The 20,584-nt window shown below is 74.9% G+C and carries 21 protein-coding genes; 12 read left to right on the forward strand and 9 right to left on the reverse strand.

Translation table 11 applies throughout. The features are described from left to right. Window positions 1-189: 189 nt before the first annotated feature. From B4U46_RS08005 to B4U46_RS08015, 3 genes are all read right to left on the reverse strand, one after another. Window positions 190-1,740, reverse strand: a complete 1,551-nt coding sequence (locus B4U46_RS08005) for an APC family permease (RefSeq protein WP_079425346.1) — start codon at window positions 1,738-1,740, stop codon at window positions 190-192. A 96-nt stretch (window positions 1,741-1,836) separates the two neighbouring features. Beyond that, window positions 1,837-2,784 carry a hypothetical protein gene (locus B4U46_RS08010; protein WP_079425348.1) on the reverse strand — a complete coding sequence of 316 codons (948 nt, stop codon included), beginning with the start codon at window positions 2,782-2,784 and terminating at the stop codon, window positions 1,837-1,839. A gap of 292 nt (window positions 2,785-3,076) precedes the next feature. Further along, window positions 3,077-4,732: an FAD-binding dehydrogenase gene (locus B4U46_RS08015; protein ID WP_079425350.1), complete on the reverse strand. Its 1,656-nt coding sequence runs from the start codon at window positions 4,730-4,732 to the stop codon at window positions 3,077-3,079. 85 nt (window positions 4,733-4,817) lie between these two features. Between B4U46_RS08015 and B4U46_RS08020 the strand changes: the two genes are divergently transcribed. From B4U46_RS08020 to B4U46_RS08045, 6 genes are all read left to right on the forward strand, one after another. After that, window positions 4,818-5,360: an NUDIX domain-containing protein gene (locus B4U46_RS08020; RefSeq protein WP_237292712.1), complete on the forward strand. Its 543-nt coding sequence runs from the start codon at window positions 4,818-4,820 to the stop codon at window positions 5,358-5,360. Between the two features lie 20 nt (window positions 5,361-5,380). Then, the gene (locus B4U46_RS08025; RefSeq protein WP_079425353.1) at window positions 5,381-5,779 is read left to right on the forward strand and encodes a YidH family protein; all 399 of its coding nucleotides are present in this window, start codon (window positions 5,381-5,383) and stop codon (window positions 5,777-5,779) included. Further along, the gene (locus tag B4U46_RS08030) at window positions 5,776-6,096 is read left to right on the forward strand and encodes a DUF202 domain-containing protein (RefSeq protein ID WP_079425355.1); all 321 of its coding nucleotides are present in this window, start codon (window positions 5,776-5,778) and stop codon (window positions 6,094-6,096) included. Before B4U46_RS08025 ends, B4U46_RS08030 begins: the two co-directional genes overlap by 4 nt. Before the next feature lie 104 nt (window positions 6,097-6,200). Next, the gene (locus tag B4U46_RS08035; RefSeq protein WP_079425357.1) at window positions 6,201-7,109 is read left to right on the forward strand and encodes an MBL fold metallo-hydrolase; all 909 of its coding nucleotides are present in this window, start codon (window positions 6,201-6,203) and stop codon (window positions 7,107-7,109) included. Between the two features lie 151 nt (window positions 7,110-7,260). Then, window positions 7,261-8,286: a phosphotransferase family protein gene (locus tag B4U46_RS08040; RefSeq protein WP_079425359.1), complete on the forward strand. Its 1,026-nt coding sequence runs from the start codon at window positions 7,261-7,263 to the stop codon at window positions 8,284-8,286. A gap of 12 nt (window positions 8,287-8,298) precedes the next feature. Next, complete coding sequence (locus B4U46_RS08045) at window positions 8,299-9,531, forward strand: acyl-CoA dehydrogenase family protein (RefSeq protein WP_079425361.1); 1,233 nt, start codon at window positions 8,299-8,301, stop codon at window positions 9,529-9,531. Here the strand turns inward: B4U46_RS08045 and B4U46_RS08050 are convergent. Continuing rightward, window positions 9,528-9,902 carry a MerR family transcriptional regulator gene (locus B4U46_RS08050; protein WP_079425363.1) on the reverse strand — a complete coding sequence of 125 codons (375 nt, stop codon included), beginning with the start codon at window positions 9,900-9,902 and terminating at the stop codon, window positions 9,528-9,530. The two genes, B4U46_RS08045 and B4U46_RS08050, sit on opposite strands and share 4 nt — an antisense overlap. A 55-nt stretch (window positions 9,903-9,957) precedes the next feature. Between B4U46_RS08050 and B4U46_RS08055 the strand changes: the two genes are divergently transcribed. Beyond that, window positions 9,958-11,079: an alkene reductase gene (locus B4U46_RS08055; RefSeq protein ID WP_079425365.1), complete on the forward strand. Its 1,122-nt coding sequence runs from the start codon at window positions 9,958-9,960 to the stop codon at window positions 11,077-11,079. Here B4U46_RS08055 and B4U46_RS08060 read toward each other — a convergent pair. The 3 genes from B4U46_RS08060 to B4U46_RS08070 are packed head-to-tail and all read right to left on the reverse strand — an operon-like array spanning window position 11,076 to window position 14,401. Beyond that, window positions 11,076-11,705 carry a TetR/AcrR family transcriptional regulator gene (locus B4U46_RS08060; RefSeq protein WP_237292715.1) on the reverse strand — a complete coding sequence of 210 codons (630 nt, stop codon included), beginning with the start codon at window positions 11,703-11,705 and terminating at the stop codon, window positions 11,076-11,078. The genes B4U46_RS08055 and B4U46_RS08060 overlap by 4 nt on opposite strands. A 36-nt stretch (window positions 11,706-11,741) precedes the next feature. Beyond that, the gene (locus B4U46_RS08065; RefSeq protein WP_079425367.1) at window positions 11,742-13,631 is read right to left on the reverse strand and encodes an AMP-binding protein; all 1,890 of its coding nucleotides are present in this window, start codon (window positions 13,629-13,631) and stop codon (window positions 11,742-11,744) included. Continuing rightward, on the reverse strand, window positions 13,628-14,401 hold the full coding sequence (locus B4U46_RS08070; RefSeq protein WP_185117256.1) for an SDR family oxidoreductase: 774 nt from the start codon (window positions 14,399-14,401) through the stop codon (window positions 13,628-13,630). The genes B4U46_RS08065 and B4U46_RS08070 overlap by 4 nt, the downstream gene beginning before the upstream one ends. A 104-nt stretch (window positions 14,402-14,505) precedes the next feature. Between B4U46_RS08070 and B4U46_RS08075 the strand changes: the two genes are divergently transcribed. From B4U46_RS08075 to B4U46_RS08090, 4 genes are all read left to right on the forward strand, one after another. After that, complete coding sequence (locus B4U46_RS08075; RefSeq protein WP_079425371.1) at window positions 14,506-15,753, forward strand: exo-beta-N-acetylmuramidase NamZ domain-containing protein; 1,248 nt, start codon at window positions 14,506-14,508, stop codon at window positions 15,751-15,753. A 98-nt stretch (window positions 15,754-15,851) separates the two neighbouring features. Then, window positions 15,852-17,243, forward strand: a complete 1,392-nt coding sequence (locus B4U46_RS08080) for a serine-threonine protein kinase (protein ID WP_079425373.1) — start codon at window positions 15,852-15,854, stop codon at window positions 17,241-17,243. Window positions 17,244-17,414: 171 nt separating this feature from the next. Further along, the gene (locus tag B4U46_RS08085) at window positions 17,415-18,014 is read left to right on the forward strand and encodes a hypothetical protein (RefSeq protein WP_079425375.1); all 600 of its coding nucleotides are present in this window, start codon (window positions 17,415-17,417) and stop codon (window positions 18,012-18,014) included. A gap of 121 nt (window positions 18,015-18,135) precedes the next feature. Next, complete coding sequence (locus B4U46_RS08090) at window positions 18,136-18,936, forward strand: 3-keto-5-aminohexanoate cleavage protein (protein WP_079425377.1); 801 nt, start codon at window positions 18,136-18,138, stop codon at window positions 18,934-18,936. Here B4U46_RS08090 and soxR read toward each other — a convergent pair. Further along, on the reverse strand, window positions 18,911-19,360 hold the full coding sequence (gene soxR, locus B4U46_RS08095) for a redox-sensitive transcriptional activator SoxR (protein ID WP_079425379.1): 450 nt from the start codon (window positions 19,358-19,360) through the stop codon (window positions 18,911-18,913). The genes B4U46_RS08090 and soxR overlap by 26 nt on opposite strands. Window positions 19,361-19,469: 109 nt before the next feature. Between soxR and B4U46_RS08100 the strand changes: the two genes are divergently transcribed. Then, window positions 19,470-19,931 carry a MaoC family dehydratase gene (locus tag B4U46_RS08100; RefSeq protein WP_079425380.1) on the forward strand — a complete coding sequence of 154 codons (462 nt, stop codon included), beginning with the start codon at window positions 19,470-19,472 and terminating at the stop codon, window positions 19,929-19,931. Here the strand turns inward: B4U46_RS08100 and B4U46_RS08105 are convergent. Beyond that, window positions 19,922-20,566: a TetR/AcrR family transcriptional regulator gene (locus B4U46_RS08105; RefSeq protein WP_079425382.1), complete on the reverse strand. Its 645-nt coding sequence runs from the start codon at window positions 20,564-20,566 to the stop codon at window positions 19,922-19,924. The genes B4U46_RS08100 and B4U46_RS08105 overlap by 10 nt on opposite strands. Between the last annotated feature and the right edge of the window lie 18 nt (window positions 20,567-20,584).

The raw sequence follows: 20,584 nt of genomic DNA on the forward strand, positions 1-20,584 counted from the left end.
GCAGGCCGGAAGGCGCGTGCGGGAGAGCTGGGTGGTATCCCCCGTGCCGCGTTCCGGTGATTTTGTCGCCCCAGGAGACCATGAGCGTCCGCCCCCCGCCAAAATCGGCCACTGCGGCCGAAGCCCCCGGCGACCATGGAAACGGTCGCCGGGGGCTGGGGAGGCGTACGAATACGAGGGCTGCGGGCCTCAGGCGCCCGGCCCGGCCTCGGCGGCCTGGTCGAGCCGGAAGGCCTCGTTGCCCAGGCCGATCCGGGCGTGCACCTCGGGGCGGCGGGCCCTCAGCACCAGCCCGTGGACCAGTCCGGCCACCGCGGCCACACCGATGATGGCGGGCAGCGCCCAGCTGAGCGCGGAGCCCTTCTCGGCGGCGACCAGGATGGCGAAGTCCTTCACCGTGTAGACGGCGATGCCCACCAGGGCCAGCCCGGCCAGGCCCGCCGCGACGAGCCGCCAGACCTGGGCCCCGGCGGCGCCCCGGCGGACGAAGAAGGCGATGACGGCGAAGGAGGACGCGGCCATCAGGACGGTCACGCCGAGGGCGCCGACGCTGCCCATCCAGGTGAACAGGTGCAGGACGGGCGCGGTGGGGTCGCCGGCCGGGGAGCCGTCGGTGACCGCGAAGGCGAGGACGACGAGGGCGGCGACCACGGTCTGGAGCAGGGAGCCGGTGGCGGGGGCGCCGGTGCCCGGGTTGGTGCGGCCGAAGCGGGCGGGGAGCAGGCCCTCGCGGCCCATGGCGAAGGCGTAGCGGGCGACGACGTTGTGGAAGCTGAGCATGGCCGCGAACATGCCGGTGACGAAGAGCACGTGCAGGACGTCGGTGAAGCCGGCGCCGAGGCGGCTGCTGGTGAGGTCGAAGAGCAGGGCGGGACCGGCTTCGGCGGCCGCCTTGGTGATCTGCGCGGGCCCGGTGGCCACGCTGAGGGCCCAGGCGCTGAGGGCGAAGAAGAGGGCGACGAAGCCGACGGCGAGGAACATCACCCGGGAGACGACGATGTGCGGCTTGCTCGTCTCCTCGGCGTAGACCGGGGACTGCTCGAAGCCGACGAAGGCGGCGATGCAGAAGCACAGGGCGGTGCCGAGGCCGGCGCCGCCGAGGGTGGCGGGGTCGAAGGCGTGCAGGGAGAGGCCCTGGGGGCCGGGCTTGCCGAGGGCGGCGAGGTCGAAGACGACGACGAGGGCGCACTCGACGAGCAGCAGGACGCCGAGCACCTTGGCGTTGAGGTCGATCTTCAGCCAGCCGAGGGCGCCGGTGGCGGCGACCGCGAGCAGGGCGGGGATCCACCAGGCGATCTCGGTGTGCAGGTAGGTGGAGGAGAGGCCGGAGATCTCGAAGCCGAGGATGCCGTAGACGCCGACCTGCATGGCGCTGTACGCGACGAGGGCGACGAGGGAGGCACAGGCTCCGGCGGTGGGGCCGAGGCCGCGGGCTATGTAGGCGTAGAAGGCGCCGGCGTTGTGGACGTGGCGGCTCATCTCGGCGTAGCCGATGCCGAAGAGGGCCAGGACGACGCCGAGGATCACGAAGAGCAGTGGCTGGCCGACGATGCCCATGACCCCGAAGATCGTGGGCATGACACCGGCGACGACCATCAGGGGCGCACTGGCGGCGAGCACGGACAGCAGCAGTCCGGCGGTGCCGAGGCGGCCGGCGCGCAGGGCGCGGTCCTGGCCCTTGTAGGTGCGGATCTCGGCCTCGGTTGCGGCGGCCGTCACGGTGGATCTGCCCGTCGGCATGGCAGGTTCCTTTCGGGGGCGGGGCGTCGGGGGTCGGCTGGGCGGGTCGGGGGTCGGTCGGGGTCGCGGCTGCGGGCCGGGGGGCGGGGGCCTGGGTCAGGCGGTGCCGAGGGCGGCGCTGCGCGCGGCGAGGAAGGCCTTGGTGGGGTCGCGGTCCGGGTAGGACCAGGGGGCGCGGGTGGCGTGGGCCCCGATGCGGTGGAAGAGGGCGGCGGCTTCGGCGGGGCGCCCTTCGCAGAGCTTGGCGTGGGCGAGGAAGTTCAGGTCGACCCGGTTGCGGGGGTGGTCCTCGCGTTCCCACTCCAGCCACCAGTCGAAGGCGGACCGCAGCACCTGGCGGGCGCGGCGGCCGGTCCAGTGCAGGGCGGCGTCCTCGGGGGCGGTGCGCCCCTCCGCGGCGGCGAGGACGCGGTAGCGCTCGGCGTGGGCGATCACGGGGAGCACGGCGAGCGGGGAGTCGGCCGGGGACTCCTCGGCGGCCCAGGCGGCGAAGTCGTAGACCTCGTGGAGCGGGTCGCGGCCGGCGGCCGGGTCGCGTTCGGCGAGCCGGGCGACCATGAGGTGGTGGGCGTGGTGGTGCTCGCGGTGGCGGGCGCGGACCTGGTCGAAGTTGCGGCTGAACTCCTCGTCGGTGCCGAAGGCCCGGGAGAGCATCAGGAGGCCGAGCCAGGGGGTGGGGTCGGCCGGTAGCAGGGCGGCGGCGCGGCGGCAGGCCTCGTCGGCGGCCTGGGGGGTGCCTTTGCCGCGCAGGGCGGCGTGGACGGCGGCGCAGGCGAGGAGGGTGGCGGCGTCGGCGCTGCCGGGTTCGGCGAGGAGCCATTCGCGGGCCCAGGCGGTGGCCGAGGGGGTCTGGGCGAGGACGGTGACGCGGTGGCCCCGGCGGTCCCAGTCGTCGCCGGTGGCCACCAGCAGGCTGCGGGCCCTGGCCCAGCGGCCCTGGGTGAACTGGCCGCGTACGGAGACGAGTTCGGTGTCGCAGAGGGCCGGGTCGAAGAGCTGGGCGTCCCGCTTGCGGGTGCGGCCGAGGGGCGGCGGCGGGGACATCCGCGGGTTCCCTCCAGAGCGCGGGCGCGGGTGGACGACGTACGGGGGTGCGGGTGCGGGGCCGTGCGGGTGCGGTGCGGGTGTGCCATGCGGGTGTGCGGCGCGTGGACGCGGGGCGCCCGGGGCGCGGCTCGACCATGCCGGTGGTCAATCCGGATGATCACTCACAGCAAACCGGTACGCACAGCTCCGCGTCAAGGTCCGGACCGGCGGGTGGCCGGAATCAACTGGTCGACGAAGGGGGCACGTTGGGGCGAATGGGCCGGGTCCTGGGGCGTGGGCCCGGGTGGGGTCAGGAGACGGCGGTGGCGGCCGCGCGGCCCGCCGCGCGGGCCGAGAAGAGGCAGCCGCCCAGGAACGTGCCCTCCAGGGCCCGGTAGCCGTGGACGCCCCCGCCGCCGAAGCCCGCCGCCTCCCCGGCCGCGTACACACCGGACAGCGGCTCGCCCGAGGGGGTCAGGACGCGGGAGGAGAGGTCGGTCTCCAGGCCGCCCAGGGACTTGCGGGTCAGGATCGAGAGGCGGACCGCGATCAGCGGACCGGCCTTGGGGTCCAGGATCCGGTGCGGGGCGGCGGTGCGGATCAGCCGGTCACCGAGGTACCTGCGCGCCCCGTGGATGGCCGTCACCTGGAGGTCCTTGGTGAAGGGGTTGGCGATCTCCCGGTCGCGGGCGGTGATCTCGCGCCGCACCGTTGCCTCGTCGAGCAGGTCCTCGCCGGTGAGCTCGTTCATCCGGCGGACCATCCTCGACAGGTCCCGTTCGACGATGAAGTCCGCGCCGTGGTCCATGAACGCCTTGACCGGTCCGGGTACGGCCTGCCGGGCGCGGTTGACCACCTCACGGACGGAGCGGCCCGTCAGGTCCGGGTTCTGCTCGGAGCCGGAGAGGCCGAACTCCTTGCCGATGATGCGCTGGTTGAGCACGAACCACGTGTGGTCGTGCCCGGTGCGCATGATGTGGTCGAGGGTGCCGAGGGTGTCGAAGCCGGGGAAGAGCGGTACGGGCAGGCGCCGGCCGGTGGCGTCCAGCCAGAGGGAGGACGGGCCGGGCAGGATGCGGATGCCGTGGCGGGCCCAGATCGGGTCCCAGTTGCCGATGCCCTCGGTGTAGTGCCACATCCGGTCCTTGTTGATGTGGCTGGCCCCGGCCTTCTCCGCGATGCCGAGCATCAGGCCGTCCACGTGGGCGGGAACCCCGGAGAGCAGCCGCGCGGGCGGGGTGCCGAGGCGGGCCGGCCACTGGGCGCGGACCAGGTCGTGGTTGCCGCCGATGCCGCCGCTGGTGACGATCACCGCCTGGGCCCGCAGGCTGAACGCGCCGGTGCTCTCGCGCCCGCTGGCGGTGCCCCGTGCGGCCTCCGAGGGGGCCAGGACCTCCCCGGTGACGGTGTCCACGGCTCCGGCGGTGGCGGCGAGCCCGGTGACCCGGTGGCGGAACCGCAGGCTCACCAGGCCCCGGGCCACCCCGGCGCGGACCCGCCGTTCGAAGGGTTCGACCAGGCCGGGGCCGGTGCCCCAGGTGATGTGGAAGCGCGGGACGGAGTTGCCGTGGCCGTTGGCGTCGTAGCCGCCGCGCTCGGCCCAGCCGACGACGGGGAAGAAGCGCACCCCCTGGGCGTGCAGCCAGGGCCTCTTCTCCCCGGCCGCGAAGTCCACGTAGGCCTCGGCCCAGCGGCGCGGCCAGGTGTCCTCCTCACGGTCGAAACCGGCGGTTCCCAGCCAGTCCTGGAGGGCGAGGGCGCGGCTGTCCCTGATCCGCATCCGGCGCTGCTCGGGGGAGTCCACGAAGAACAGCCCACCGAAGGACCAGTGCGCCTGACCGCCGATCGACTGCTCGGGCTCCTGGTCGAGGAGGATCACCTTGCGGCCCGCGTCGACGAGCTCGGCGGTGGCCACGAGGCCGGCGAGGCCCGCTCCGATCACGATCACGTCAGCGTCGTAGCTCATGCGTCTGCCCGTCCTCCGGTCGGTGGTGGGGCAGATCCTTGGCTACGGAGCGGTAACCCGTCAACAGCGGTGGTTGGATGGACGGGTGAGTGCTGCGGATGAGGTTCTGGACGTGGTGGACCGTGCCGACCGGGTCACCGGGCGGGCCCGGCGGGGCGAGGTGTACGCCCGGGGGCTGCTCCACCGGTGTGTGTTCGTGCAGGTCAGGGATGGGCTGGGGCGGGTCTTCGTGCACCGCCGGACCGCCTCGAAGCTGGTGTTCCCCGCGCACTACGACATGTTCGTGGGCGGGGTGCTGGGCGCCGGCGAGGGCTACCCGGCGGCCGCGCTGCGGGAGGCGGAGGAGGAGCTCGGGGTGAGCGGGCTGGAGCAGCCGGTGCCGCTGTTCAAGTTCCTCTACGAGGGTCCGGGCGGCTCCTGGTGGTCGTACGTGCACGAGGTGCGGTGCGCGCTGCCGGTGTCCCCGCAGGAGTCCGAGGTGGACTGGTACGCCTGGCTGGATCCGGAGGAGCTGGAGCGGCGGGCGGGCGGCGGGGAGTGGCCCTGGGTGCCGGACGGGCTGGAGGCGTACCGGCGGCTGCGGGCCTTCCGGGAGGGCGCGGCCCGGCCGCCCGCGCCCCGCGCCTGAGGGGGACGTAAATTGGACAGGTGATCGACTTCGTCAAGGACGTCCGCCTCTGGTTCGCTCCGCAGCGGCTGCGTGGCGAGGGAGAGACCCCGGACTACCGCTTCTCCCTGGCCAACGAGCGGACCTTCCTGGCCTGGATCCGGACCGCGCTGGCGCTGGTGGGCGGCGGGTTCGCGGTGGACCAGTTCCTGCCGGACCTGCGCTGGGGGGTGCGGGTGGGGATGGCGCTCGCCCTGCTGGCGGTGGGGGCGGCCTGCGCGCTGCGGGCCGTCCACCACTGGGTGCGGTGCGAGCGGGCGATGCGCAGGGGCGAGGACCTGCCGCTGTCGCCGTTCCCGGTGCTGCTGAGCCTGGGGGTCGGGCTGGTCGCGGTGGCGATGGTGGTGGTCGTGCTGATGGGCTGGGCGGGCCGGCCGTGACCCGCCCGGGGACGGCCCTGCGGGACGCCGGGCTCCAGCCCGAGCGGACCCGGCTGGCGTGGCGGCGCACCACCCTGGCGTGCTCGGTCACCGCGGTGCTGGCGCTGCGGCAGGCGCTGCACGGGAACGGGTCGCCGCTGGAGGCCGGCGGGGCTGCGGTGATGGCGCTGGTGTGGGTGGCGTTCCTGTGGGTGGCGCACCGGCGGATCCGGCAGCTCGCGGCCGCCCGGCCGGCGGGGCTGGCGCCGCGGGCGGCGGTGGGGGCGGCGGCGTGCGCGGTGGCGCTGGCGGTGTTCGCGATGACCTTGATCGTCTGACCGTCCCCGTCCCCTTCCCCTCCCCCCGAACCCCGCCCTCCCCCGGTCGCGGTCCGGCTGACAGGATGCTGACCGCCTGTCACAGCGACCCGGGGAGAGCGCCCATGACCGTCGAGAAGCCCTACGTCGTCCAGCCCGCGGCCGGGGTGTACGCCTACGTCCAGCCGGACGGCGGCTGGTGCCTGAACAACGCCGGCTGGGTCGCCGACGGCGGACGGACCCTGCTGGTCGACACCGCCGCCACCGAGCGGCGGGCGCTTGCCCTGCGCGAGGCGGTCCTGGCGGCCGGGTCCGCGCTGCCTCGGACCGTGGTCAACACCCACCACCACGGCGACCACACCTACGGCAACGCCGTCTTCGCGCCGGCCGTGATCGTGGGCCACGACAACGCGCGGACCGAGCAGCTCGCCGCCGGGCACCAGCTGGAGCTGATCTGGCCGGCGACCGACTTCGGCGCGATAGAGATCACCGCGCCCGACCTCACCTACGGCGACCGGCTGACCCTGCACGTGGGGGACACCGAGGTGCGCGTCCTGCACCCGGGCGTGGCGCACACCACCGGCGACTCGGTGGTGTGGCTGCCCGGGCAGCGGGTGGTGTTCACCGGCGACCTGGTCTTCGCCGGGGGCACGCCGTTCCTGGCGATGGGCTCGCTGGCCGGTTCGCTGCGGGCGCTGGAGCTGCTGCGCTCGCTGGACGCGGAGACCCTCGTGCCGGGGCACGGGCCGCTGACCGACCCGTCCGCGTACGAGGCCACCGAGCGCTACCTGCGGTACGTGGCGGAGCTGGCGCGGGAGGGCCGGGACAAGGGGCTGAGCCCGCTGGAGACCGCGCACGGGGCGGATCTCGGGGAGTTCGCGGCCTGGCGGGAGAGCGAGCGGCTGGTGGCGAACCTGCACCGGGCGTACGCGGAGCTGGCCGGGGAGCCGGAGGGGGCTCCGCTGGACATCATGGCCGTGCTGCGGGACATGACGGTGATGAACGGCGGCACTGCGATCCTGTGCCACGCGTGAGGCGCTGAGAGCGCGGCGGGCCGGAGGGGCGGGCCGGAAGGCGACGGGCCGGAAGGCTTCTTTCGGCCCGCCCCCTGGACGGCATACCGACTGGTCGGCATGATGGCTCGGGACACCCGTCGTCGACCCGACTTCCCACGGAGGCGCGCACATGACCCCAGCCGACCCCCGAGGCCTCGACCTGGAGCGGCTGCGCGGCCACCTGGACGCCGCGCTCCCCGGGCTCGTGGCCGGACCGCTGACCGGCCGGCTGATCGAGGGGGGCCGGTCGAACCTCACGTACGCGGTCACCGACGGCCGGGCCCGCTGGGTGGTGCGCCGCCCGCCGCTGGGACACGTCCTGGCCACGGCGCACGACATGCGGCGCGAGCACCGGGTGATCGCCGCCCTGCACGGGACGGCCGTACCGGTGCCGGAGCCGCTGCTGCTGTGCGAGGACGAGGAGGTGCTGGGGGCGCCGTTCTACGTCATGGAGCACGTGGACGGGGTGCCGTACCGGACGGCCGGGCAGCTCGCGGAGATCGGCCCGCAGCGGACCAGGCGGGCGGTACTGGGGCTGGTGGACACGCTCGTGGACCTGCACGCGGTGGACCCGGGAGCGGTGGGCCTGGGCGACTTCGGCCGGCCCGAGGGGTTCCTGGACCGGCAGCTGCGCCGCTGGGGCAAGCAGCTCGCGGCCTCGCGGGGCCGGGATTTGGCCGGGATCGACGAACTGCACGCGGCCCTGGGCCGGGCGCTGCCCGCCTCCCCCGCGCCGGCCGTGGTGCACGGTGACTTCCGGCTGGACAACGTGCTGATCGGCGGACCGGACGACACGATCCGGGCGGTGCTGGACTGGGAGATGTCGACGCTGGGCGATCCGCTGACGGACCTCGGGCTGCTGGTGATGTACAGCTCCGACCTGGGCCTGGAGGACTCCCCCGTCAGCACGACGAGCCGCGCGCCGGGCCATCCGGCGCCCGCCGAGCTGGTCGAGCGCTACGCCGCCCGCTCGGGCCGGGACACCGGGGCGATCGCCTGGTACACCGCCTTCGCCTGGTTCAAGCTCGCGGTGATCCTCGAGGGCATCCACTACCGCTACACGCTCGGGCAGACGGTGGGCGCGGGCTTCGACCGGATCGGCGAGCTGGTCCCGGTCTTCATCGCACACGGTCTGACCACCCTCCAGGAAGGCTGAGGAGCCGCGCAGATGGACTTCGCATTCGACACCCGGACCGAGGAACTCCGCGGGCGGCTGCTCGCGTTCATGGAGGAGCACGTCCACCCGGCGGAAGCCCTCGCCGCCGAGCAGCGCGCGCGGCTGGCCTCGCCCTGGGACACCCCGGCGGTCTTCGGCGAACTGAAGGCCGAGGCGCGCCGCCGGGGGCTGTGGAACCTGTTCTTCGTGGACCCGCACGGCTCTGCGGACGCGGAGTACGGGGCCGGGCTGACCAACCTCCAGTACGCCCCGCTCGCCGAGATCACCGGCCGCAGTCCGCACCTGGCCCCGATGGCCACCAACTGCGCGGCCCCCGACACCGGCAACATGGAGCTGCTCGCCCAGTTCGGCAGCGAGCGGCAGAAGAAGCAGTGGCTGGAGCCCCTGCTCGCCGGGGAGATCCGCTCCGCCTTCGCGATGACCGAGCCCGAGGTGGCCTCCTCGGACGCGACGAACATCGAGACCCGGATCGAGCGGGACGGCGACCAGTACGTGGTCACCGGGCGCAAGTGGTACATCTCCGGGGCGATGAACCCGGACTGCAAGGTGTTCATCGTGATGGGCAAGACCGACCCGGACGGTGCGGATCCGCGCCGCCAGCAGTCGATGGTCCTGGTCCCGCGCGACACCCCCGGGGTGGAGGTGCGCCGGGCGATGACCGTGTACGGGTACGCGGACCACGACCACGGCGGGCACGCCGAGGTGGTCTTCGACGGGGTGCGGGTGCCGGCGGAGAACCTGATCGGCGAGGAGGGTGCCGGCTTCGCCATCGCCCAGGCCCGCCTCGGCCCGGGCCGGATCCACCACTGCATGCGGCTGATCGGCATGGCGGAGCGGGCCGTCGAGCTGATGTGCCGGCGTGCGGTGGGCCGTACGGCCTTCGGGAAGGAGCTGGCCGCGCAGGGCGTCGTGCAGAACTGGATCGCGGACGCCCGGGTCACCATCGAGCAGCTGCGGCTGCTGGTGCTCAAGACGGCCTGGCTGATGGACACGGTCGGCAACCGGGGCGCGCACACCGAGATCCAGGCCATCAAGATCGCCACCCCGCGGGCGGTGGTGGGGATCCTGGACCAGGCGGTGCAGCTGCACGGCGCGGGCGGGGTCAGCCAGGACTTCCCGCTGGCCGAGCTGTGGGCGGCGGCGCGGACGCTGCGGCTGGCGGACGGCCCGGACGAGGTCCACCAGCGCTCCCTGGCCCACCGTGAGCTGAAGCGCTACCGCTAGGAAGCCGGGGCAACCCGGCCGGAGGCCGTCGCGATGACCTCGTCCAGTACCTCGCGGGAGCGGACGAGGTCGCCGATCATCCGGTCGATCCGGTCCCGTTCGGTGACCAGTTCGGCCACCAGGGCGGGGGTGGCCCGGAGCGACGGGCCGCCGTCCTCGTCCCGCATGCAGGGCAGGATCTGCGCGATCTTGGAGCTGTGCAGCCCCGCCGCGTAGAGCTCCTGGATGCGGATCACCCTGTCCACGGCCCGCTCGGGGAACTCGCGGTGGCCGCCGGGCGTGCGGTCGGAGGCCAGGAGGCCCTGCTGCTCGTAGTAGCGCAGCGAGCGCTCGCCCACCCCGGTGCGCGCCGCCAGTTCACCGATCCGCACGGCCACCTCATTCGGTCTTGAACCTGACACTGATGTCAGGTTCTACGGTACCGGCATGACGCAGACACGACAGGCCTTCGCCGCCGGATCCCTCCTCTTCTCCCCCGCCCGCCTGGGCCCCCTGGCCCTCCCCAACCGTCTGGTGATGGCCCCGCTGACCCGCAACCGCGCCGGGGCCGACGGGGTGCCCGGGGAGCTGATGGCCACCCACTACGCACAGCGCGCCTCGGCGGGCCTGATCATCGCCGAGGGCACCACGCCGAACGCCGTCGGCCAGACCTACCCGCACATCCCGGGCATCCACACCCCGGCGCAGACCGCCGGATGGCGGCGGGTCACCGAGGCCGTGCACGCCGCCGGCGGGCGGATGTTCCTCCAGCTCCAGCACGGCGGCCGGATCGGCCACCCCGACACCAGCGGGCACGTCCCGGTCGCCCCCTCCGCCGTGGCCCTCCCGGAGCCGCTGCAGACCGCCACCGGCCTCCGGGCTCCGGTCACCCCCCGCGCGATGACGGAGGAGGACATCCGGACGACCGTCGCCGACTTCGCGGACGCGGCCCGAGACGCGGTGGACGCCGGCTTCGCCGGGGTGGAGGTGCACGCTGCCAACGGCATGCTGCTCCACCAGTTCCTCGCCCGGAACACCAACCTGCGCACCGATGCCTGGGGCGGGCCGGTCGAGGGGCGGATCCGGTTCGCCGTCGAGGTGGTCCGGGCCGTCGCCGAGGCCGTCGGCCCGGAGCGGGTCGGCGTGCGCATCTCCCCCGGAAGGGACATCAACGGCATCGAGGAGGGCGACACCGGGGAGATCTACCCGGCGCTCCTCGCAGCCCTCGAGGACCTGGACCCGGCCTACCTGCACCTGCTGTACGCCGACCCGGACGAGCCCTCCTTCGCGGAGTTCCGCCGGGCCTGGCCGGGCACCCTGATCGCCAACCCGAAGCTCTCCCGCGCGGAGGTCGACGCCGACGCGGGCCTGGCGCGGGGCGAGCGGCTGCTGGCGGCGGGCGCCGACCTCATCGCCCTCGGGCGGGGCTTCATCGCCAACCCCGACCTCGTGGAACGGCTGCGCACGGGCGGCCCGCTCAACGGACTCCGCCCCGAGTTCCTGATGCACGTGCACGGCGCCGAGGGCTACAACGACTACCCGGCGCTCGCCCCCGCCGCCCTTGTCTAGGGGCGCAGGGAGCGGAGCAGCAGGTCGGCGAGGTGGTCGGCCACCTGGTGCGGGGTCAGCGGGCCGTCGGCCCGGTACCAGGTGGAGAGGTGGTGCACCGAGCCGAAGTAGTAGTCCACCACCAGGTCGGCGGGGGTGGCCGTGGCGAACACCCCGCTGGCCATGCCCTCCTCGACCAGGGCGCGGAACCGCTCGTGGTAGCGCCGGCGTTCGGCGCGGACCTGCTTGTACTTCTCCGGGCTGAGCTGGTGCATCGACCGGAAGAAGATCATCGCGTCGTCGAGGTTCTCGATCGTGGTGACGACGACGTCGGCCGCGGCGGCCCGCAGCCGCTCCTCGACGGGGGCATCGGATCCGGCCACCGCGTCGAGCCGCTGCTGCTGGAGGCGCAGCATGCGCGCGTACACCTCGTGCAGCAGGTCGTCCTTGGAGCCGAAGTAGTGGTAGAGCGCTCCCTTGGTCACCCCGGCCGCCTCGACGATCTCCTGGACGGAGGTGCGGTCGTAGCCGCGCTCGGCGAACAGCCTGGTGGCGACGGCCAGCAGCCGCTGCGGCACCGGGGTCTCGCGGTCGCGATCGTGGTCGCGGTCGCCGTCCCCGGGTCCGGCGGTGTTCCTGGCGGCCATGGCGCTCGCCTTCCTCTCCTGATCCTCCGACTGTTTTCAGCCGCGCTCGCGCAGTTCTCGTCGGAGGATCTTGCCACTGGTGGTCTGGGGAAGAACAGGCAGGATCTCGACCCGGCGCGGGTACTTGTAGGCGGCGAGCCGCTCGGCGCAGTACGCGACGAGTTCGGCCGGCTCGGCACGGGCGCCGGGACGCAGGCTCACGTAGGCGATGACGCTCTCCCCGCGGTAGGCGTCGGGAACGCCGACCACGGCCGCCTCCCGGACGGCGGGGTGGGTGTAGAGCACGTCCTCGACCTCGCGCGGCCAGACCTTGAACCCGGAGGCGCTGATCATGTCCTTCTTGCGGTCGACGACGTAGAGCCAGCCGTCGGCGTCCATGAACCCGACGTCCCCGGTGCGCAGTTCACCGTCCGGGAAGGCCGCGGCGGTCTCGTCGGGCAGCCCCCAGTAGCCGGGCACGACCTGGGGCCCGCGGACGGCGATCTCGCCGGTCTGCCCGAGCGGGAGCTCTGCGCCGTGCTCGTCGAGGATCCGTACGAGGGTCTGCGCGCCCGGGACACCGACGGAGAGGGTTCCGCCGGCGGGGTCGACGGGGGCCTCGCGGTGTGCGGGGACGGAGGCGCAGGGGGCGGTGCACTCGGTGAGGCCGTAGCCGTTGCGCAGGTAGAACCCGAAGTCGGCGCGGAGGCGTTCGACGAGGGCGGGCGGGAGCGGGGCACCGCCGGAGGAGATCACCTGGAAGGAGGCGAAGTGCGCGCGGGTGGCGGCGGGGTGCGCGGCCAGGGCGGTGAACGCGGTGGCGGGCCCGATGGTGTAGGCGGGCCGGTGCTCGAGGAAGGCGTCGAGGACGGCTCCGGCGTCGAAGCGGTGGGCGAGGACGAGGGTGCCGGCGTTGACGAGGCAGGCGGTGAGCTCGCAGACCAGCCCGGTGATGTGGAACAGCGGCGCGAGCACGAAGTACCCGGCCCCTTCGGCGATGGGGTGCCCGGAGACCTGGCGGACGGCGTTGTAGGTGATCGCCCCGTGCGGGTTCATGGCGCCCTTGGGAGCGCCGGAGGTGCCGGAGGTGTAGCTGATGAGCGCAATGTCCTCCTCCCGCAGCCCCGGATCCGCCGGCCCGGGGTGCCCCTGCCGGGCCACGAACAGCAGGTCGACGGGGGCGGGCGCGGCGGAGGCGACGTCCGGCGCCGGGGCGGCCTGCTCAGGGGCGGCCCGGTCGGCCGCGGCCGGGGCCGGGGCGGGCGGGGGGCCGCTGGGCTGCGGCGGGAGCGGGAAGGCCGCGGCCGGGGCGGGCGAGGCCGGGGCAGCCGCGACCGGGGCCGACACGGCCGAAGCGTCCGGCGCCGGGGCCGGGGCGGGCGGGGAGGCGCTGGGCTGCGGCGGGGGTGGGAAGACGCGGGGGTCGTCGCGGGTCTGGAAGTCCCGCGCGCGGGCCGTCAGGACGGTCCGGACCCCGGTCTCCCGGACGGCCTCCGCCAGGTACCCCTCCCACGCCGCGCCCTCGCAGACCAGCGCGACCGCCCCGGAGTCGCCCAGCACGTGCCGCGTCTCGGCGGACTTGTACATCGGGTTGACCGGGACGACCACCGCCCCCGCCTTCCACGCCGCCAGCACGGCCAGCACGAAGTGCGGGGTGTTCTGCAGCATGACCGCGACCCGGTCGCCCCGCCTGACCCCCCGCTGCGCGAGGTACCCGGCCAGGGAGTCGGAGAGGGCGTCCGCCTCGGCGTACCCGATCCGTCCGTCGAAGTACGCCAGCGCGGCCCGCTCCGGCGCCCGCGCCACGGCGGCCCGGAAGGCGTCGAGCACACTGGCCGGCGGCGCGACCGGCGCCAGCTGGGCGGCACTGAGCTGCCGCAGCCACGGCCGGGCGGCGTACGGGGAGCCGCCGGCGACGGCGGAGGCATCCGCGGGGGCGGCCGTCATGAGGATTCCCATGTCCGCTGGAGGTGGTTCATCGCGCCCAGCCACCGCTCGGGGTCGCTCGCGCGCCCGGCGTAGTAGTGCGCCACCTCGGGGTGCGGGAGGATCAAGAACCGGCCCTTCTCCATGCCGTCGAACAACGCGTCCGCGACCGCGTCCGGCTCGATCGCGGTCGGCTCCAGGACGAGTTCGCCCGCCGAACCCGCGGCGGTCAGCATGTCGGTGCGCACGCCCTGCGGGCAGATGGCGTGGACCCGCACGCCCCGGTGGCGGTAGGTCAGCGAGAGCCATTCCGCGAAGGCGAGGGCACCGTGCTTGGTGACACTGTACGGGGCGGCCCCGATCATCGTGAGCAGTCCGGCGGCCGAGACGGTGGACACGAACCGCCCTTCGCCCCGCTCCAGCCAGTCGGGCAGCAGGGCACGGGCGGCGCGCACGTGGGCCATGACGTTGGTGTCCCAGGCCGTCTCCCAGACGTCCTCCTCCGCGAAGGCGTCGCCGCCCGCGGCGACTCCGGCGTTGGCGCAGTACACGTCCACCCGCCCGCCCAGGGCCTCGCGCGCCTCCTCCACGACCGCCGAGGCGTCGCCGGGGACCGCGATCGCGCGGGCGCCGATGGCGGCGGCCACGGCCGCGGCCCGGTCGGCGTCGAGGTCGTTGACGACGACGGTGGCCCCCTCGGCGGCGAAGCGGCGGGCGAGGGCCGCGCCGATGCCGCCGCCCGCTCCGGTGACGACGACTCGCTGGTCCTGGTACGCGTTCACGGGGATCACCTTTCGCCGCTGCTGCCCGCGGGGCCCGTCGGGCCACCGGATCCCGGGCAGACTAACCAGTCGGTATGTCGGGGCGGAAGGGGTCCGCGCCCCAGCATGGCGGGATGACACTCTCGCGACGCGGGCTGCTGGGACTGGCGGGGGCCGCAGGGGCCACGGGTGCGGTCGGAGCTGGACGGCCGGCCGGGCCCCCGCCGCACGGCCGGGTGCGCACCGGCTTCGAGCGGCTGGCGGCCGACGGGTACGCCGAGCTCGCCGGGCAGCGGGTCGGGGTGGTCACCAACCCCACCGGGATCACCGCCGACGCCCGCCACCTGGTCGACGTGATGCACGCCGACGCACGGGCCGGCCTGGTCGCGGTGTTCGGGCCGGAGCACGGCTTCCGGGGGACCGCGCAGGCGGGCGGCTCGGAGGGGGCCGGGCGGGATCCGGCGACGGGGCTGCCCGTGTACGACACGTACGGCAGGAGCGGGAAACAGCTCGCGGACCTCTTCACCGCGGCGGGCATCGACACGCTCGTCTTCGACGTCCAGGACGTCGGCGCCCGCTTCTACACCTACATCTGGACCCTCTACGACTGCATGCGCGCGGCCGCGCTGGCCGGCAAGGCGGTCGTGGTCCTGGACCGGCCCAACCCGGTGGGCGGACTCCGGGCCGCCGGGCCCGTGCTGCTGCGGCCGTACGCGAGCTTCGTGGGCCGGGAGCCGATCGCGCTCGCGCACGGGATGACGGTGGCGGAGCTGGCCCTGCTGTTCAACGGCGAGTTCCTGGGGAGCGCCGGGCCGCGGCTGAGGACCGTGCCGATGGAGGGGTGGCGGCGGGGCTCCTTCTTCGGGGAGACGGGGCTGCCGTGGGTGCCGCCGAGCCCCAACGTGCCCACCCCCGACACGGCGCTCGCCTACGCCGGTACCTGCCTGCTGGAGGGCACCACCCTGTCGGAGGGCCGGGGCACGACCACCCCCTTCGAGCTGGCCGGCGCGGAGGGCGTCGACCGGCGGTGGGCGGAGGCGGCGAACGCGCTGGGGCTGGCGGGGGTGTGGTTCCGGGAGGCCTGGTTCACCCCGTCCTTCTCCAAGCACGCCGGAAAGCTGTGCGGTGGGCTCCGGCTGATCGTGCACGACCGGGAGGCGTTCGACCCGGTGCGGGCGGGCATCGGGCTGCTGGTCACGGCACGGCGGGTGTGGGACGGGTTCGGCTGGCGGGCGGACCACTGGATCGACCGGCTGACCGGCTCGGACCGGGTGCGCACGCTGGTGGACGCGGGGGCGGGGGTCGAGGAGGTCGCGGGCGACTGGGCGGCGGGGCTGGCCCGGTTCGCGGCGGTCCGGGAGGAGTACCTGCTGTACCCGTGACCCGCCCGCGAATGCCGCCGTCACGGGTCTGGCCGTCGCGGCCCGGCGGCGGGATGCTGCGACCGACCGGGGCACGGCTCGCGCGGAAGGGGGACGTCATGGCGGACGGCGGAGCGGGGATCGGGGTCGGGCCGTACCAGGAGCTGACCTTCGACGCGCAGGGGGACGTGGACCCGGCGACGCGGGCGGCGGTGGCCCGGATGGAGGCGACGGACCTGCTGGTCTTCGCCCATGGGTGGAACAGCGACCGTTCTACGGCGACGCGGTTGTTCGACCGCTTCTTCGCGCCATTCCCGGCGTTGGTGGGGTCGGGGGTGCGGCTGGGGTACGTGGGGGTGGTGTGGCCGTCGATGCGGTTCTCCGACGAGCCGATCCCGGACTTCGATCCGCACGGCACGCTCGCGGAGGCGGGCGGTGGTACGGGTGCCGGCGGTGGGGCGGGGGCGTTGGGCGACCCCGCTCTGGACGCGGCCACGCGGACGGCGCTGGGCGGGTTCTGGCCCGGCCGGGAGGCGGAGCTGGACCGGGTCGCGGCGCTGCTGGCGGAACGGCCCGAGTCGCAGGCGGCGTTCGCGGAGTTCGGGGCGCTGGTGCGGGAGCTCGTGGGGGCCGGGCCGGCGGGGACGGCCGGGGCGGCGGCGGTCGCGGCTCCGGGGGTGCCCGGGGTGCCGGACGTGTTCGCGCTGGACCCGGTGACGGTGTGCCGGGCCCTGACCGCCGCCCTGGCGGAGGCGGCCGGCGCGGCCGGTCCGGGCGGGGCGCCGGGTACGGCGGGCGTGGCGGGGGCCGCGGCTTCGACGGGGCCGGGCTTCGCGCCGGGCGACGGGCTGCGCGCCCTGTGGGGCGGGGCCAAGGAGCTGCTGCGGCAGGCCACGTACTACGAGATGAAGAAGCGGGCCGGGGTGGTCGGCGAGCACGGGCTCGGGCCCGTGCTGACGGACCTCGCGGGGCGGCGGCCCGCCCTGCGCTTCCACCTCGTCGGCCACAGCTTCGGGGCGCGGGTGGTGTCGTTCTCGCTGCGCGCCGTACCGCAGGGGGCCCGCCACGTGAAGTCGCTGACGCTCCTCCAGGGGGCCTTCTCCCACTACGCGTTCAGCGACCGGCTCCCCCACGACCCGGACCGCGGCGGGGTCCTGCACGGGCTCCAGGTCCGGGTGGACGGACCGGTGGTGGCCTGCCATTCCCCGCACGACTCGGCCCTCGGGGTGTTCTACCCGCTCGCGTCCCGGATGGCGAGGGATTCGGCCGGTCTGCTCGGCTTCGACGAGCGGTGGGGCGCGATCGGGCACGACGGGGTGCAGGCGGTGCCGGGCGCCCTGCGGCTGACCCTGGAAAGGGCTCTGGCCGGGGGGCTTCCGGGGGCCGGGTGCGTCAGTGTGGACGCGGGCTCCGTGGTGCGCCGGGGCGGTCCTCCGTCGGGGGCGCACAGCGACATCTGCCACGAGGAGCTGGCCCGGATCGTGGTCGGCGCGGGGCGCATGGGGCGCTGACTTCCGGCCATGTGCCACCCGCACGCCTCGACCGCCCCCGCATGCGCCCGCGTCCACTCGGGCATGTTGGGCACGTCGGGGCGGGTCGCTTCGTTCTACGCGGTAGTCACGCGGTGGCGCGGGGCGCGACGGGCGGGATACGGGCAGGGGTACGGCGGAGGTGAAGGTACGGTGGCGGGTTTTCGGAGTCTGGCCTACCAGGTGCGCGACGCGCGCAACGACCGGGCCCTGCGGCGCCATTCGCTGCGCCGCTGCCTGGAGCGGTTCGCGCCCTACGGGCACCGGGCGACGTGGTGGCACCTGTGCGACCGGCACGGGATCGCCCCCGAGGACCGGGGCGCGGATCCGCTGCGGCTGGTCGCGGCACTGGAGGAGCTGGAGGACGCGCGGGCGGTCTGGCTGGAGTACGAGCGGCAGTTCGCGGCGCGGCGCAGACGCGAGAAGCACGACGGGGTGCGGCAGCCGGAGTGGGCCTGGGGCGGCAGCGGGGACGCCGTGGTGCGGTGCGCCGATCCGGGCGTACGGCCGGAGGGGACGCTCGGCGAGGTACTGAGACGGCTGGTGCGGGTGCTGGAGTCGGAGCCGGGTACGGCGTGCCCGGTGTGCGGTGAGCGCGAGCTGCGCTGGCCGCCGGCGCTCTCGGGGCCGGCTGCGTGGGGCGGGGCCTGGGCGTGGGACGGGCCGCTGTGCGGGGGCTGCGGGATCGTCGTGCCCCGGCCGGCGCTGGCGGAGACGGCGGTGGTACATCCGGCGGCCGCGGACGCGGCATGAGCGGGCGTGGGGTGAGCGGGGCGGAGTCCAGCGGCCCGGCGTCCGGCAGGGCGGGTGCGGCATGAGCGGGTGCGAGGTGAGCGGGGCGGAATCCCATGGGGAGGAGTCCCGGCCGAGTCGCATGCGGCGGGGGCGGGCGGCGGGTGTACCGGCCCGGGCGGCCCCGGCGGTGGGGCAGGGCAGGGGGCCTGCGCTCCAGGTCGCGCTGAACGGGTCGCGGGGGGCCGGTGACGGGGGCGCGGTGCCGCTGTCCCCGGCGGATCTGGCGGAGTCGGCGCTGGCGGCGGTCGCGGCCGGGGCCGGTGAGGTGCTGGTGCATCCCAGGACCCCCTGCGGGCGGGAGAGCCTCTCGCCCCGGGTGGTCGGGCCGGTGCTGGCGGAGTTGCGCGGCGCGGGGGTCCGCGTACCCCTGGCGGTGCCGGCGAGAGTGGCGGCCGAGCCGGATCCGGCCGGGCGGCTGGAGCGGGTGCGGTCCTGGACGGTGCTGCCCGACCGGGCGGTGGTGCCCTTCGCCGAGGCGGGGGCCGAGCCGTTGGGGCGGGCCCTGCTGGAGCGCGGGGTGGCGGTGGACGCCGTGGTCCCGCTGGGCGGCGGGGCCGGGCCGGAGCCGTTGGCCCGGTTCCTGGCCTGGAGCCCGCCGGGGTTCGGGCGGGTCCGGCTGGTGGTGGAGCTGGCGGAGCCCGACCCGGCGCTGGTGGCCGGGATGCGCTGGCTGCCCCCGGTGCCGGTCGTGCTGTACGGGCGCGAGGGCGCGGCCTGGCCCGTGCTGCGGCTGGCGGCGCGGTGCGGTGCGGGCGCGCGGATCGGCGTCGGGGAGGTGCTGTCGCTGCCCGACGGACGGCCGGCCCGTTCCAACGCCGAACTGGTCGCGGCCGCCCTGCTGTTGTGGGGCGGGGCTACGACGACAGCCGGGAGCCGCTGAGCTCGGCGCCGAAGACGTCGTCGGGGTTGGACAGCGCGCAGTTCTTCAGCGAGAGGCAGCCGCAGCCGATGCAGTCCGACAAGTGGTCGCGCAGCCGGCTGAGCTGACTGATCCGCTGGTCGAGTTCGGCCCGCCAGGCCTCGGACAGCCGCGCCCAGTCCTCCCGGGTGGGGGTGCGTTCCTCGGGCAGCTCCGCCAGCGCTTCGCGGATGTTGGCCAGCGGGATGCCCACGCGCTGGGCGGCGCGCACGAAGGCGACGCGGCGCAGCGTCTCCCGGGTGTAGCGCCGCTGGTTGCCGGAGGTCCGGCGGCTGCTGATCAGGCCCTTGGTCTCGTAGAAGTGCAGGGCGGAGACGGCTGCTCCGCTGCGTGCGGACAGCTGCCCGACGGTGAGTTCGTGGACGTTCTCGTGAATCTGCGGCACAGGTCCGAGGGTAGCCGCAGGTCCGTTGACAGACGTGTCACCCCCCAGCATGCTGAGCAAGCGCTTATTCAGATGCAGGGCCGGATCCCGTGGGAGACAGGGGCAGGGCATGACCGAACCGAGGATCTTCACCTCCGCCGAGGAGTTGCACGCCGCGATCGGCGAGCCGCTCGGCCCGAGCGGCTGGCTGGAGGTGGACCAGAAGCGGATCGACCTCTTCGCGGACGCGACCGGCGACCACCAGTGGATCCACGTGGACCCGGAGCGGGCCGCCGCCGGACCCTTCGGCTCCACCATCGCGCACGGCTACCTGACGCTGTCCCTGCTGCCGAGCCTGGTGCCGCAGGTCATGCGGGTCGAGGGCATGCGGATGGGCATCAACTACGGCCTGGGCAAGGTCCGTTTCCCCGCGACGGTGCCGGTCGGCTCCCGGCTGCGCGCCACGGCCGTGATCACGGAGGTCACGGAGGCGGGCGGCGGCGTGCAGGTCGCGGCGACGGTGACGGTCGAGCGCGAGGGCGGCGAGAAGCCGGTGTGCGTGGCGGAGTCGCTGTCCCGCTATTACTTCTGACCGGCCCCGGCGGCGGGGCGCGTGCCCACCATGCGCAGGACGAGGTCGGAGTAGAGGGCTCCGACCTCGTCGGGCGTGCGCTGCCCGTCCGCGTTGAACCAGCGGGCCACGTCGATGCACAGGGACAGGACGGCGAGGGTGGTTCCGGGCACGTCGGGGACGTCGAACTCCCCCGCCCGCACGCCCTCGGAGAGGATGCGCCGCACGGCGGCGTCGCTGAGCCGGCGCAGGGCGACGATCTCGGAGCGGTGCTCGGGGCCGAGGGCGTCGAGCTCGTACTGGACGACGCGCGCGGTGGTGTGGTGCGCGGCGTGCCAGCGCACGAAGGACCGTACGGCGGCGTCGAGCCGCTCGGCCGCCGCCCCGGGGCCGGAGGCGGCGGTCTCCAGGATCTCCAGGGCCTTGTCGTGGCCGATGCGGCTGATCCGGTGGAGCAGCTCTTCCTTGGTCTTGTAGTGGATGTAGAGGGCGGCGGGGCTCATGCCGGCGCGCCCCGCGATGTCGCGGGTGGTGGTCGCGTGGTAGCCGCGCTCGGCGAAGGCCTCGACGGCCGCCACGAGCAGCCGCCGCGCGGCGTCCGGGGTGACCTCCGACCACGCCTGGTAGCCGTCGGTGGTCTCCGCCGCGCTGTCCATCGCTCACCCTCTCCGCCC

This window comes from Streptomyces katrae (assembly GCF_002028425.1).
GTDB classification, from domain to species: domain Bacteria; phylum Actinomycetota; class Actinomycetes; order Streptomycetales; family Streptomycetaceae; genus Streptomyces; species Streptomyces katrae_A.